Origin of the sequence: Rahnella sp. PAMC25617 (assembly GCF_050606005.1) — a bacterium.
Lineage (GTDB): Bacteria > Pseudomonadota > Gammaproteobacteria > Enterobacterales > Enterobacteriaceae > Rahnella > Rahnella variigena.
The window spans coordinates 22,088-35,720 of record NZ_JBOCUM010000024.1 but is presented as its reverse complement, the minus strand read 5'-3'; the positions used below and the strand labels follow the sequence as shown (position 1 = coordinate 35,720).

Here is a 13,633-nt window from a genome sequence, read left to right as displayed (position 1 = left end):
CTGATAAATTGTTAAAGAGCATGCCGCGGTTCGCAAGGAATCTTATGCGGCGCGGGAGGCGTATATTACGTTTTCCCGCTGAAGAGTCAAGAGATTATTCATTCGAACTTTCTACTTTTTCTCTTCCTGTCCGAGCGACTTGTCAGTCGTTGTTCCCGGTCAGTGGAGGCGCATTATAGGGAGTTCTCAGAAGGCCGCAACCCCTAAAATACAAATAATTTACTGACCGCTGAATCTTTCATCAAATGGTGTTTAAAGCGGCAATTCCTGGATACTTCTGAAGCCATATGACTGTAAAACAGGCAGCAAACTTTGCGCCTCTGCGGTCATCGCCATGCAGTAGGCGACACTCTCTATTTCAACACCGGCTTTTTTTTCTGGAATATCGACGTGAGAAGTCTCAATTAACCAGTGCGCGCGTCTGGCAATCGCAGAACCGGAGTCGATCATACGCGTGCCGTCGGGCAAAACCTGTGACAACTCTTGCGAAAGCAGCGGGAAATGCGTGCAACCTAATACCACGGTATCCGGTGGTTCAGGTAAACGCAGCCACGGGTGCAAGATTTTCTTCAATACAGCCAGTGAAACCTCTTCGCCATGCAGCTTCGCTTCCGCCAGCTCAACCAGCTCCGCCGAGCCCAGCATCAGAATCTGACAATCCGTCGCAAAGCGTGCGACCAGATCATGCGTATAAGGACGCTGTACCGTCGCACGCGTTGCCAGCAATCCGACCACACCATTACGCGTTAATTTAGCAGCGGGCTTGATCGCAGGGACAACCCCGACAACAGGGCAACTGAATTTGGCGCGTAATGCAGGGAGGGAGACGGTGCTCGCGGTGTTACAGGCGATGACAATAATAGAGAGGGGATGGCGTTTCGCGACAGCGGTGACAATATCCACCACGCGCTCAACGATAAACTCTTCGGATTTCTCGCCGTAGGGGAAAGCCACATTATCGAAGGCATATATATAGTGCAGGTCCGGCAACATCTGCCGGACCTCATCATACACCGACAACCCGCCGACGCCGGAATCGAAAACCAGCACCGTCGGGCGGTCAGGAACTTGTGTTGTATCAGAAGGTATAGCTTCCAGAGAGGTAGTACTCACGTCCTGGTGTGGCATAGCCATAAGCCGTCTCGTAATCTTTATCAAACAAGTTGGCAATTCTACCACGAACTGTCAGGTGTGAGGTCACAGGATATGATGCAGCGAGATCCCACAAACTGACGCCGCCCAGTTTAACGGTCTGATAAGGATAGGTTCCGTAGTCGGTATCGTAACGCTGTCCCAGATACTGATAGTTGATCGACCAGTCAATGTCAGCGATGTCCCAGTCAATCTGGTATTTCGCCTGCTGCTTGGCACGACGGGTCAGAATTTCGTTGGTTGTCGCATCACGCGGGTCGAGATATTCCAGAGTAATCTTGTGCTGCAACGGGCCGGTATCAAAGGAACCCGTCCATTCAACGCCTTTGATGGTCGCTTTGCCGATGTTGTAATAATTGCTGGTCGAGTCGTTGTAAGAGATCATCTGATCGATGTCATTACGATAGACGGACAAGCGCCAGTCCAGCGGCCCCGTCAGACCTTCAAGCCCGCCTTCCCATTGCTTACTCTCTTCCGGCTTCAGATCGGGATTACCATAATAATCACTGTAGAGCTGACTCAGGTTCGGTGATTTATAAGCGGTACCGTAGGAAGCAATCAGGCGATAGCCATCGATAAACTCCCATGCGGCGCTGCTCTGCCAGGTGGTGTGCTGACCAAACTGGGAGTTATCGTCGCTACGCACCGCGCCTTCCAGTGTGAAATCGCTGATTTTTTGCTGCGTGGTCAGATACACGCCGGTATTGTGCTGATCATAGCCATCGGCAAGATAGCTGGTACCCGGCTCGGTGGTGAGTTTCTGCCAGTCGAGACCTGCGCTGACTTCCCCTTTCCATATCTGGAACGTATTACCCCATTGCACGTTGTACTGATCGGAATCGTCCAGGGAAGCGGAGGCGTCATACGGGCCATACTTCGGATCGTAGTTGTAGTCTTTGACGTGGCTGTAGCTGCCGATTAACTGCGTGGCGTAAATGCCGTTCTGATAACGCAGACCTGTGTCATATGTCCGGCTGTAAAGCTGGCGGGTATCAATCAGCGCGCTGCCCGGCGAGTAATACGCATCATAAGCCGTGCGGTTGTCATAACCGTAGGCGCGCGCAAAGCCGCTGATCTCTTCATTGAACTGGTGTTGCAGCGCCAGATACAGCGTCTTGCTCATGAAGCCGTCGCGGTCGGGCTGAGGAACGCCGCCGTTATTGCCGTCAGCGACCACGTCAATCCCGCGGGTGTAGGTGTAATCCCCTGCTGCCGTCAGCGTGGTGTTCTCACCTAATTTCTGCTGCGTTGAGCCGTTGTAGTTCTGATAGCCGTGTGAGCCGATACCCGCGCCGAGCGTTGTGCCGTCTTTGTCGCGTGTCGTAATAATATTAATGACGCCGCCGATGGCATCCGAGCCATAAACCGCCGAACGCGGGCCGCGAATAAATTCAATGCGCTGAACTAATGAAAGAGGGATCTGGCTGATATCTACTGATCCGGAAATACCCGCCTGATTGAGACGCACACCATCCATCAGGACCAATGTGTGGCTGGAGCTGGTACCGCGAACGTAAACAGAGGTCAGTTGCCCTATGCCGCCGCTCTGGCTGATATCCACGCCCGGTAAACGACGCAAGACATCAGCCACGGATTTTGACTGCCACCGGTCGATATCTTCACGCGTGACGATATCCGTCGGCGCTAATACAGAAGAAACGGGCTGTGGAAAACGGTTAGCGGTAACGACCATATTATCGCTGCTGTTTGTGGAAGTGCTGTCTTGCGCCCACCCTGAAAAAGCCGTGACGGATAATGCCGTCAGCAGCACGTGCTTTTTAATTGTCATGAATCGAGCATCCAAACTTAATTGGCGGATGCCGCAGAGGATCACCGGCGGTAATTCGCGACGACGATGATTAATGCGACGTAACATCGGCAGGTCTTCGGACTTAGGATTTGCAGGCTGATTAATTACATCGTAATTAATTGAAATTACCCGCACCGGGCGATGACTTCCCATCTCCTCTTTCTCCTTTCCTATATAAGGAGAGAAGGAAGAAACAGTGTCTGCATAATAAAGAATGCTATCGCCGTGATTTCCCCATACCGCTGCGCGCCAGTTCCGGATTCACACCGGATTCCCTTTTAACTCAGTCAATGAGGCCGAAGCGCAATCGTACGATCAACCTATTTGGAAATCCAGACATCCGTAATAGCCAGTAAGCTTTCACGATATAAATGTAACAATGGTGGACTTAACGGAGACATTCCCTACAATCGCCCGCTAAGTTTGTCCATTCATTCCCTGTTAGACGAGATAACCGATGACGCCTGAAAACCTGCCCATTGAACAGTACGACGACCAGCTGGCGGAAAAGACCGCACGTCTCACGGCGATGATGTCGCCATTTAATGCGCCGCAGCCTGACGTTTTCCGTTCTCCTGTCAGCCATTATCGTATGCGCGCAGAATTTCGCGTCTGGCACGATGAGGGCGACCTGTACCACATCATGTTTGATCAGCAGACCAAAGCCCGCGTGCGCGTGGACCAGTTCCCGACCGCCAGCGAACTGATTAACCGCCTGATGCCGGTGCTGATTTCGGCTATTAAGCAAGATCCGGCATTGCGCCGTAAGATCTTCCAGATCGACTATCTGTCGACCCGCAGCGGCAAAATCATCGCCTCGCTGCTTTACCATCGTAAGCTTGATGACGAATGGCAGCAGGCCGCAACCGCCCTGCGTGACCAGCTGCGTGCTGATGGTTTTGATATCCAGCTGATTGGCCGTGCCGCGAAAACCAAAATCATGCTCGACCAGGATTATGTTGATGAAGTTCTGCCGGTCGCGGGCCGCGATATGATTTATCGTCAGGTGGAAAACAGCTTCACTCAGCCAAACGCCGAGATGAATATTCAGATGCTGGAATGGGCACTGAAGGCTACGGAAAACTCGACCGGAGATTTACTGGAACTTTACTGCGGTAACGGCAACTTCTCGCTGGCTCTGGCACGTAACTTCCGCCGCGTGCTGGCAACCGAAATCGCCAAACCTTCTGTCGCCGCCGCGCAATACAACATTGCCGCGAACCACATTGATAACGTGCAGATTATCCGCATGGCAGCCGAAGATTTCACACAGGCGCTGAATGGCGTGCGTGAATTCCGCCGTTTGCAGGATGTCGATTTAAGCGGATACGAGTGCAACACCATTTTTGTCGATCCACCGCGCAGCGGGCTGGATGATGAAACGGTGAAAATGGTGGCAGGCTATGACCGTATTCTTTATATCTCCTGCAATCCGGAAACGCTGTGTGCGAATCTGGAAACCCTGAGCAAAACGCACCGCGTCACGCGTCTGGCGTTGTTTGATCAGTTTCCGTATACCCACCATATGGAATCTGGCGTGCTGCTGGAAAAAATCTGACGGCAGATGGAAAAACATAAACGGGCACCTTTTGAGTGCCCGTTTTTATTTCAGTCCGTTGTCCACGATATTACAAATAGACCCGCAGATATTCTGACAGACACAAGATCGCCATCGCCTGCCCGTAAGGCATCGACGTCAGAGCAATTTCACGGTAGAAATCGAGATCATTGCCCATCGCCGTACCGAATGACGTTTGCGTCAGTTCACCGGCCGGATTGATATGCTTGATCACACCCTGAATGGCTTTCTCCGCCACCGGCGCATAAGACGCATCGATATAACGTTTACGCACCGCTTTCAGGATGCCGTAGGCAAAACCAGCGGTCGCCGAACTTTCCAGATAAGAGTGCGGATCGTCGAGCAGCGTATGCCACAAACCGCTGTCGTCCTGACATTTCGCCAGCGCACTGACCTGACTTTCCAGCACCTGCAATAAATAGCGGCGTGTTGCGTTGTTCTCCGGTAAATCCACCAGTTCAAGGAATTCCGGAATAGCAATCGTCAGCCAGCTGTTACCGCGCGCCCAGCGAGCCTGGGCAAAGTTATGATGGCCGTCAAACGTCCAGCCGTGGAACCACAGGCCGGTTTCGCGATCCATCAGATACTGCACGTGCATCAGGAACTGATACGTCGCTTCTTCAACAAATTCCGGGCGATCCAGCAATTTGCCGATTTTCGCCAGCGGCAGCACGCTCATCATCAGCGTGTCGTCCCACATTTGCTGATGATTTTCGTTGTTATAAACGATGTGCTGCATCGCACCTTTATCAGTGCGCGGCATTTCATACATCACCCATTCAGCCCAGCGCTCCAGATAAGGGCGCCATGCCGCATTGCCGGTTTCCTCATAACGATAAGCCAGCGTCAGGAACGGACTCATGGTATTGACGTTTTTGGTCGGCGTGCCTTCCGCCAGACGCGCGGTAAACCAGTCGTCGATCACCGCCCGCATTTTTTCGTCGCCAGTCTGCTGATAATACTGATAGATACCGTAAAGCCCGATGCCGTGCGTCCATTCCCAGCCCGCCCAGCCTTTGGTATCAATCACGCGGCCATCGTCGAGGCGTAACAAGAATTCACCGGTTTTATCTTCGATATTCACCAGATTGTCAGTCACGTTGTGGATCAGCGATTTCAGTTCGTTACGTGAAATGAAATGTTCCGGCTGTCGCAGCAAAGCACTGTGTTTAACTTCAAAAACTTTCATGGGGTTCTCCTGTGAATTCAAAATTTATAAACGTCCCTGGACCGGCATTTCAGCAGTATTTTCGCGGGTCAGCTTTTCGGGTGGCGGATTATTGCGATGCAGATAACCGATGTTGTTATTGCCCCACAGAGATTCGTATTTCATCCCTGTCAGCATTTCGACCGTTGCGCGGTCTTCCGGTGTAATTTGTTCCGGCACGATGCGGTTGGCATCACGCATTTTTTGCGTTTCGCGGGTCAGCACGCCGTGCGTTTTCTGATTCAGGCGGAAGAATAAAGAAATCATGAAACCCATACTGAGCATCAGCAATGACCCGATCACCAGTACACCAAGAATCGTATGACCGACCGCCGGTACCTGCTGGCTTTGCCCGGATACAAATCCGGCGAGTTGCAGGATGATCCCCACCAGCATGACTGCGCCCGCCTGAGACGCTTTGCGGGTCAGCGTCATCACCCCGGCAAAAATCCCTTCGCGGCGCTGACCGGTAATGGTTTCATCGACATCAGCAATATAGGTATAGATATTCCACGGCACGTAGTTGATCCCGCCGCGTCCCAGACCGGCCAGCGCGGAAATCAGCAACAGTAATGACATCGAATCATTCATGCCGGTGAAATACAGCACACCGTAGGAAATGGTCGCCAGCCCGAACAGCGTAACGGCCAGACGATAAGACGGCGCAGGGCCGAAGCGGATACACAACGGGATCATGCCGATCACCGCCACGAATTGCAGAATCGCCATCATGCCCATCAGATTGGAAGCAATCGCTGCGCTCTGCATCAGCACGAACACCACGTAATAGGTGAACACGGCGTTAAACACATCCTGCGCGATATACCCGCCAAGGTACAAACCCAGATGCTGGCGGAAAATTTTGATACGTAACGTGGAAGATAATTCGACTTTCAGGCGTTTCAGGCTTTGTGCCAGCGTCAGTTGCTGACGCTCGCGTTCAATTTTCTTCGTGGCTTCCGATTTGAGTTCTTCCGGACGTTCCCAGGTAAAGAAATAGACCAGCGTCAGGACGAAGGCGCAAATTACCGCAAAGACCAGGCTCGAGTAGAAGAAGGAAATGGCGTTATCTTTGCCGAAATGCTGCAACAAAATGCCCGGCAGGAACGCCGCCAGAATCGCAGAAAGCTGCGCCAGCGCGATACGTGCGCCAGAGAATTTGGTCTTCTGTTTAAAGTCATCAGTCATTTCCGGTACCAGTGTTTCATACGGCACCAAAATCATGGTGTAGACGATATCGAACAGCAGATAAGTCAGCAGGTAGTAGACGTATCCCATGTCACCCACCCACATAAAGCTGTAGCTGAACACACACGGGATACCGAGCAGAATGAAGAACTTACGCCGGCCAAACCGTTTGCCTAGCCAGGTGTTACCGAAGTTATCAGTGAGATATCCCATCAGCGGGCTCAGTACCGCATCGGCGACGCGCGCAGTAGCAAAAATAAAGGTCGCTTCGATGGGCGAAAGGCCGCAAAAGGTGGTGTAGAAATAAAGCAGCCATGCTGCCGTCAGGGCGGTGGTGCCTGCCCCCAGAAAATCGCCAGAACCGTAGGCGATGTAATTAAAGAATCCAATTTTACGTGTTTTCATTGCCGTGTTGCCTCTGTTAAATCACCTATAGGCGTAGGCTGAATGCGAACGAAAATGTATCGTCCGGCCATGATTCAAATTAACGAGGAGCAGGAATGAAAACCTTTTGGTTTTTGCCACTCAAAGCCACTTTATGGCAATGAAATGAAGAAGTGGGCGATCAATCTCTAAATATTGAACATGGGTTTGATATTAATGAAATGACAGTTCATTAAATGAATGAGGGGGATGAATAAATAAAAAAGGCAATCCACAGATTGCCCTTTATGCACGGCGGGGAAAAATCTTACTGTACCGCGGATTTACGCTTTTTTAGCTTCAGGCCTATCCAGAACACCAGCGCGACACTGATCAGCGACGGCAGGAAATTAGAACCCAGTTCAGGGTATTCCGCCCGAACAATGGTGCTGTACAGCACCAAGCCCAGCAGGAAACAGGCTGCCGCCAGAACCGGTAATCCTTTAGGCATTTCGCCACGGTGGTAGCGAACGTGCAGGCAGTACACCGCCAACACCAGAGAAATAATCGGGAAGATCGAAAACGTTACGACAGAACTGAATAACGCATCGAAAGTGCCATTAATCGACAGCCCGGCAATCAGAGCCAAAACCAGAGTGCCATTATCCTGGTTCGGTTGTTCGGTCATCTTCTTTACCTCGGGTCTTATTATTGATGGGAGTCACAGCCGTACGTTCCTGTTGACGGCGATACCAGTAATACGCGCCTTTGGAAATCATCCGCAGTTGCAGCACCAGCCGTTCTTCCAGCTGACGGCGTTGAGCGATATCCACATCCAGCGCTTCCGCACCGGCGTTGAAAACGATGATCACCATGGCTTCAGCCTGCGCTTCGGTAAAACTGCGCGGCATATGGTTTTCGAGTTGCAGATAGTCGGCAAGTTCCGCAATAAAATGCTGAATTTCACGGGCGACGGCGGCACGGAATGCCGAAGACGTGCCGGAACGTTCACGCAGCAGCAAACGGAATGCGTTGGGATTATTACCGATGAATTCCATAAAGGTGGAGACAGACGTGCGGATCACGCTGCCGCCTTTGGCAATACGCTGACGTGCCTGGCGCATCAGCTGGCGCAGCATCAGGCCGCTTTCATCCACCATGGTCAGGCCCAGCTCATCCACATCGCGAAAATGCCGGTAAAAGGATGTGGGTGCAATACCTGCCTCGCGGGAAACTTCACGCAAACTCAGACTGGCAAAGCTGCGCTCGGCGCTGAGCTGGCTAAAAGCCGCCTCAATCAGCGTGCGACGCGTGCGCTCTTTTTGTTGTGCTCTTACGCCCATAACCTTCATCCGGATAGTATTCTTCTTTTTGATTATTCGCCCGTTACCGATTCACTATACCAAAATTTTTGACGGGCGGAGCCAAAGATACCACAGCATAAAGTGGGTCAGAATGTTGCTGCTTTACCATTAAATGACAACCGCTTGTGGGGTAAACAGGTGTAATATGTTACTTTCTCGTTGTGATTTTGTATAAAAATAGGTTTCGAACTATGCAACAGCACTCACATTTTGATGCCATAATCATTGGCTCAGGCCCTGGCGGAGAAGGCGCCGCGATGGGACTGGTTAAACAAGGCGCCCGGGTTGCTGTCATCGAACGCTATAACAACGTCGGTGGCGGATGTACTCACTGGGGCACCATCCCTTCCAAAGCACTGCGCCACGCCGTCAGCAGAATCATCGAATTTAACCAGAACCCGCTCTACAGCGATAACTCACGCACCATGAGTTCAAGCTTCCCGGACATTCTGCGTCACGCCGATTCGGTTATTAATCAGCAGACCCGTATGCGTCAGGGTTTCTATGAAAGAAACCAGTGCCAGTTGTTCTCCGGCGATGCCAGCTTTGTCGATGCCAACACCGTCAGCATCCGTTATGCCGACAACACACACGAACAAATCACCGCTGACAATATCGTGATTGCCTGCGGTTCGCGTCCTTACCGCCCTGCTAATGTCGATTTTGGTCACCCGCGCATTTATGACAGCGACCTGATCCTCGAACTGAGCCATGAACCGCGCCATGTGATTATTTACGGTGCGGGTGTGATCGGCTGCGAATATGCGTCGATCTTCCGTGGTCTTAACGTCAAAGTTGACTTAATTAACACCCGTGACCGCCTGCTGTCTTTCCTCGATCAGGAAATGTCAGACGCCCTTTCCTATCACTTCTGGAACAACGGTGTGGTTATCCGCCACAACGAAGAATTCGAGATGATCGAAGGTGTGGAAGACGGTGTGATCATGCACCTCAAATCCGGTAAAAAAGTGAAAGCCGACGCGCTGTTGTACGCCAATGGACGCACCGGTAACACCGATCAGCTGGGTCTGGAGAATATTGGTCTTGAAGCGGACAGCCGCGGTCTGCTGAAAGTAAACAGCATGTACCAGACGGCGCTGTCGCATATTTATGCGGTCGGCGATGTGATTGGTTACCCAAGTCTGGCATCCGCCGCTTATGATCAGGGCCGTATTGCCGCGCAGGCAATGATTCAGGGGGAAGCCAAAGTCCACCTGATCGAAAATATTCCGACCGGTATCTACACCATCCCTGAAATCAGTTCCGTCGGTAAAACCGAGCAGGAACTGACAGCGATGAAAGTGCCATACGAAGTGGGTCGCGCGCAGTTCAAACATCTGGCACGCGCACAAATTGCCGGAATGAACGTGGGCAGCCTGAAGCTCCTGTTCCACCGTGATACCAAAGAAATTCTGGGGATCCACTGCTTTGGTGAACGCGCTGCCGAGATTATTCACATCGGCCAGGCCATCATGGAACAGAAAGGTGAAGGGAATACTATCGAGTATTTCGTTAATACCACCTTCAACTATCCGACCATGGCAGAGGCCTATCGCGTTGCGGCACTGAACGGATTAAACCGCCTGTTTTAAGACTGCGGTTCGGTCCATATAAGGCTGCATGTGCTCTTTGATGGCTTCGGCCAGTTGTTCGTAACGCCCGCGCAGTGGCGAACCGGGACGATATACCAGCGCGATGGTGCGTCGCGGTTCCGGTTTGTCACAGGTCAGGTACGTCACTCCGTCACGGCTGCGCTCATTAGGCACGGCCAGTGATGGCAGCAATGTGATCCCGCTCCCCGCCGCCACCATATTACGCAGTGTTTCCAGACTGGTTGCGCGGAAATGGGTATCTTCATCCGCGCCCGCCTGGAAGCAGAAACCCAGTGCCTGATCGCGCAGACAGTGCCCGTCTTCCAGCATCAGCAGTTTCTCACCGGCCAGATCGGCCATCGCCACACGATCGCGTGATGCCCACGGATGATCGTCATAGATCGCCAGTTTCATCGGCTCATCAAATAACGGCACTTCAATAAACGCTTCGCTCTCTTTTACCAGCGCCAGAATCGCGCAATCGAGCTTTCCGCTATCGAGCTGCGCCAGCAACTGATGGGTTTGCGCTTCGTGCAGATACATTTCCAGTTTAGGAAACGTCTTGTGCAGTGAAGGAATAATTTGCGGCAACAGATAAGGTCCGACGGTCGGGATGAGTCCGATGTGCATCGGCCCGGACATCGCTTCACCCTGCTGACTCGCCATCTCTTTAAGTACTTTCACTTCACGCAGCACTGTGCGCGCCTGATCGACCAGCAGTAAACCCGCCTGGGTAAACAGCACCTTACGGCTGGTTCTTTCCAGCAACATCACACCCAGCTCGTCTTCCAGTTTGCGGATCTGTCCGCTTAACGTTGGCTGGCTGACATGGCATGAGTCTGCGGCGCGACGAAAATGGCGGAACTCTGCCAGTGCCACCAGATACTCTAAATCACGGATGTTCATTTTTTCCTCCAGTCCCTAAAAGGCAATGCGATAGCCGGTAACGATAGATAAGATAGCAATCAACGATTATATCTATCAACCTTTATCGTTAATAATGCCTTCCAACGAAACGGCAATGCCGAAAATACTTTCTATTTGATTGATTAATTAAGAGGTTATTCATGTTTGCAAGCCAGGAAGGGAAACACGTACCGCAAGTTACTTTTCACACCCGTCAGGGCGACCAGTGGGTAGATCTCAGCAGCGATGAGCTGTTTAAAAATAAAACAGTGATTGTTTTTTCACTGCCGGGCGCATTTACCCCGACCTGTTCTTCGAGCCATCTGCCACGTTACAACGAACTGGCACCGGTATTTAAAAGTCACGGCGTTGACAGCATTCTGTGTGTTTCCGTGAATGACACCTTCGTGATGAACGCGTGGAAAGCTGAACAGAACGCGTCCAACATCACTTTCATCCCGGACGGCAACGGTGAATTCACCAAAGGGATGGACATGCTGGTCGAAAAAGCCGATTTAGGTTTCGGCCCGCGCTCATGGCGTTATTCCATGCTGGTGCGTAACGGCGTGGTCGAGAAAATGTTCGTCGAGCCAAACAAACCGGGCGACCCGTTTGAAGTGTCTGATGCCGACACCATGCTGAAATACCTGGCACCTGAATTTAAAGTGCAGGAATCCGTGTCTGTGTTCACCAAACCGGGCTGTCCGTTCTGTGCGAAAGCCAAACAAATGTTGCAGGAACGCGGCATTCAGTACGAAGAAATTGTATTAGGTAAAGATGCAACGACTGTCAGTCTGCGCGCCGTGACCGGCCGGGCGACAGTGCCGCAAGTCTTTATCGGTGGACGCCACATCGGGGGAAGTGACGACCTGGAGGTTTACCTCCATTCAGAAACAGAAGACCTGTGTGAAGTCGCACAATAATCTTCGATAAGAAACAGCTGTAAGAAGTAAGACAAGAAATCCCTGCATTACCAACAAAAAGAAGCAAAGTAAGACTACGTGAACTTTGGCGGATCTCTGATCCGCCTTTTTTTTTATTTTACGCTAAACGCGCTTTCGCATCGGCAATCGCCTGGGCGACCTGCTGCGGAGAAACACCCCCTTTGGCGGCACGTTTGTCGAGACAGGATTGCAGCTCGAGAATGGCGTAAACGTCATCGCCAATCACGGTGCTGAATTTCTGCAAATCCGCCAGCGGCAATTCTTCCAGCGCTTTGCCTTGATTAATGGCTTCGACAACCGCTTCACCAACAATATGGTGCGCTTCACGGAACGGCACACCTTTGGCAACCAGATAATCGGCCAGCTCGGTAGAGTTGGCGTAGCCTTGCTGCGCGGCCTCTTTCGCACGCGGGCGTTTCACCTGAATACCATCCAGCACCAGAGAAGCCATGTTCAGGCAATCCATCCAGGTGTCGAGCGCGTCGAACAACCCTTCTTTGTCTTCCTGCATGTCTTTGTTATACGCCAGCGGCAGGCCTTTCATGGTCATCATCATGCCGGTCAGTGCGCCCTGCACACGACCACATTTGCCACGGATCAGTTCCAGTGCGTCCGGGTTTTTCTTCTGCGGCATCAGGGAAGAACCGGAAGTCACACGGTCGGACAAATCGATAAACGCCGCTTCACCGGTGTTGAAGAAGATCAGGTCTTCGGCAAAACGGGAAAGGTGAACCATGCTGATGGCCGCGTTGGACAGCAGTTCAAGCACGTGGTCGCGGTCAGATACGCTGTCGAGGCTGTTGCGGGTCGCTGAAGCAAAACCTAACCAGCCTGCCAGCTGTTCGCGGTCCATCGGATAGGCAGTACCAGCCAGTGCGCCACAACCCAGCGGGCTGACGTCCAGACGAGTCAGGGTATCTTTCAGGCGGCTTTCATCACGCGCCAGCATTTCGACATACGCCATGCACCAGTGCGCAAAAGTCACCGGCTGAGCACGTTGCAGGTGGGTATAACCCGGCATCACGGCGTCCTGATTGGCTTCAGCCGTCGCGACCAGCGCCTGCTGCAAGTGATGTAATGCCTCGCCCAGTTCAACCACCTGCGCTTTACACCACAGTTTGATGTCGGTCGCGACCTGATCGTTACGGCTGCGGCCGGTATGCAGTTTTTTACCGAGGTTGCCCACTTTGTCGATAAGCTTGCCTTCGACCCAGCTGTGAATGTCTTCGGCATCGCTGGCTAAAATAGCGCGGGGATTGGCACGGACTTCTTCCAGCAATACGGTCAGGGCTTCTTCCAGCTGGATTTGCTCATCGGCTGTTAATACGTTCACAGTCACCAGCGCTTTGGACCAGGCCACGGAACCTACGATGTCCTGCTCTGCCAGCCGGTAATCGAAACGCAGTGAGTCATTGAGTTCTTTAAACCGCTGATCCGCTGCCTGAGTAAAACGTCCGCCCCAAAGTGCCATTTTCCTGCTCCTGAATTTATTATGCAAAAGGGCGCACTATGCTGCGCCCTTGAAAAG

The 13,633-nt window shown here is 52.1% G+C and carries 11 protein-coding genes and 1 riboswitch; of the genes, 3 read left to right on the top strand and 8 right to left on the bottom strand.

Features of this window, described 5'->3' with window-relative positions; all coding sequences use genetic code 11:
* Positions 1 to 252 precede the first annotated feature (252 nt).
* Complete coding sequence (murI, locus tag ACM615_RS23350; protein ID WP_113877603.1) at positions 253 to 1,134, bottom strand: glutamate racemase; 882 nt, start codon at positions 1,132 to 1,134, stop codon at positions 253 to 255.
* On the bottom strand, positions 1,079 to 2,941 hold the full coding sequence (gene btuB, locus ACM615_RS23345; protein WP_431012599.1) for a TonB-dependent vitamin B12 receptor BtuB: 1,863 nt from the start codon (positions 2,939 to 2,941) through the stop codon (positions 1,079 to 1,081). Before btuB ends, murI begins: the two co-directional genes overlap by 56 nt.
* Positions 2,942 to 3,012: 71 nt before the next feature.
* A riboswitch (cobalamin riboswitch) is annotated at positions 3,013 to 3,278 on the bottom strand.
* Between the two features lie 141 nt (positions 3,279 to 3,419).
* On the opposite strand from btuB, the gene trmA reads away from it, so the two are divergent.
* The gene (gene trmA, locus ACM615_RS23340; protein WP_112289364.1) at positions 3,420 to 4,520 is read left to right on the top strand and encodes a tRNA (uridine(54)-C5)-methyltransferase TrmA; all 1,101 of its coding nucleotides are present in this window, start codon (positions 3,420 to 3,422) and stop codon (positions 4,518 to 4,520) included.
* A 70-nt stretch (positions 4,521 to 4,590) separates the two neighbouring features.
* On the opposite strand, the gene ACM615_RS23335 is transcribed toward trmA, so the two are convergent.
* From ACM615_RS23335 to fabR, 4 genes are all read right to left on the bottom strand, one after another.
* On the bottom strand, positions 4,591 to 5,730 hold the full coding sequence (locus ACM615_RS23335) for a glycoside hydrolase family 88/105 protein (RefSeq protein ID WP_113877605.1): 1,140 nt from the start codon (positions 5,728 to 5,730) through the stop codon (positions 4,591 to 4,593).
* 24 nt (positions 5,731 to 5,754) lie between these two features.
* Positions 5,755 to 7,341: an MFS transporter gene (locus ACM615_RS23330; RefSeq protein WP_112289363.1), complete on the bottom strand. Its 1,587-nt coding sequence runs from the start codon at positions 7,339 to 7,341 to the stop codon at positions 5,755 to 5,757.
* Positions 7,342 to 7,627: 286 nt separating this feature from the next.
* Positions 7,628 to 7,987, bottom strand: a complete 360-nt coding sequence (locus ACM615_RS23325) for a YijD family membrane protein (RefSeq protein WP_129637829.1) — start codon at positions 7,985 to 7,987, stop codon at positions 7,628 to 7,630.
* Positions 7,962 to 8,642, bottom strand: coding sequence for an HTH-type transcriptional repressor FabR (gene fabR, locus ACM615_RS23320; protein WP_112289361.1), 681 nt, complete (start codon positions 8,640 to 8,642; stop codon positions 7,962 to 7,964). The genes ACM615_RS23325 and fabR overlap by 26 nt, the downstream gene beginning before the upstream one ends.
* Positions 8,643 to 8,854: 212 nt before the next feature.
* Here fabR and sthA point away from each other — a divergent pair, with 212 nt between their 5' ends.
* Complete coding sequence (gene sthA, locus ACM615_RS23315) at positions 8,855 to 10,255, top strand: Si-specific NAD(P)(+) transhydrogenase (RefSeq protein WP_113877608.1); 1,401 nt, start codon at positions 8,855 to 8,857, stop codon at positions 10,253 to 10,255.
* Here the strand turns inward: sthA and oxyR are convergent.
* Entirely contained in the window at positions 10,238 to 11,161 is a 924-nt protein-coding gene (gene oxyR / locus ACM615_RS23310; protein WP_112289359.1) for a DNA-binding transcriptional regulator OxyR, read from the bottom strand. The two genes, sthA and oxyR, sit on opposite strands and share 18 nt — an antisense overlap.
* 161 nt (positions 11,162 to 11,322) lie before the next feature.
* Between oxyR and ACM615_RS23305 the strand changes: the two genes are divergently transcribed.
* Positions 11,323 to 12,084: a glutathione peroxidase gene (locus ACM615_RS23305; RefSeq protein WP_112289358.1), complete on the top strand. Its 762-nt coding sequence runs from the start codon at positions 11,323 to 11,325 to the stop codon at positions 12,082 to 12,084.
* Positions 12,085 to 12,202: 118 nt separating this feature from the next.
* Here the strand turns inward: ACM615_RS23305 and argH are convergent, their stop codons facing one another.
* Positions 12,203 to 13,576, bottom strand: coding sequence for an argininosuccinate lyase (argH, locus tag ACM615_RS23300; RefSeq protein WP_431012598.1), 1,374 nt, complete (start codon positions 13,574 to 13,576; stop codon positions 12,203 to 12,205).
* Between the last annotated feature and the right edge of the window lie 57 nt (positions 13,577 to 13,633).

Bases quoted from the DNA above. Each gene is read 5' to 3' on its own strand.
- murI (WP_113877603.1), bottom strand. From the start codon at position 1,134: ATGGCTATGCCACACCAGGACGTGAGTACTACCTCTCTGGAAGCTATA.
- btuB (WP_431012599.1), bottom strand. From the start codon at position 2,941: ATGACAATTAAAAAGCACGTGCTGCTGACGGCATTATCCGTCACGGCT.
- trmA (WP_112289364.1), top strand. From the start codon at position 3,420: ATGACGCCTGAAAACCTGCCCATTGAACAGTACGACGACCAGCTGGCG.
- ACM615_RS23335 (WP_113877605.1), bottom strand. From the start codon at position 5,730: ATGAAAGTTTTTGAAGTTAAACACAGTGCTTTGCTGCGACAGCCGGAA.
- ACM615_RS23330 (WP_112289363.1), bottom strand. From the start codon at position 7,341: ATGAAAACACGTAAAATTGGATTCTTTAATTACATCGCCTACGGTTCT.
- ACM615_RS23325 (WP_129637829.1), bottom strand. From the start codon at position 7,987: ATGACCGAACAACCGAACCAGGATAATGGCACTCTGGTTTTGGCTCTG.
- fabR (WP_112289361.1), bottom strand. From the start codon at position 8,642: ATGGGCGTAAGAGCACAACAAAAAGAGCGCACGCGTCGCACGCTGATT.
- sthA (WP_113877608.1), top strand. From the start codon at position 8,855: ATGCAACAGCACTCACATTTTGATGCCATAATCATTGGCTCAGGCCCT.
- oxyR (WP_112289359.1), bottom strand. From the start codon at position 11,161: ATGAACATCCGTGATTTAGAGTATCTGGTGGCACTGGCAGAGTTCCGC.
- ACM615_RS23305 (WP_112289358.1), top strand. From the start codon at position 11,323: ATGTTTGCAAGCCAGGAAGGGAAACACGTACCGCAAGTTACTTTTCAC.
- argH (WP_431012598.1), bottom strand. From the start codon at position 13,576: ATGGCACTTTGGGGCGGACGTTTTACTCAGGCAGCGGATCAGCGGTTT.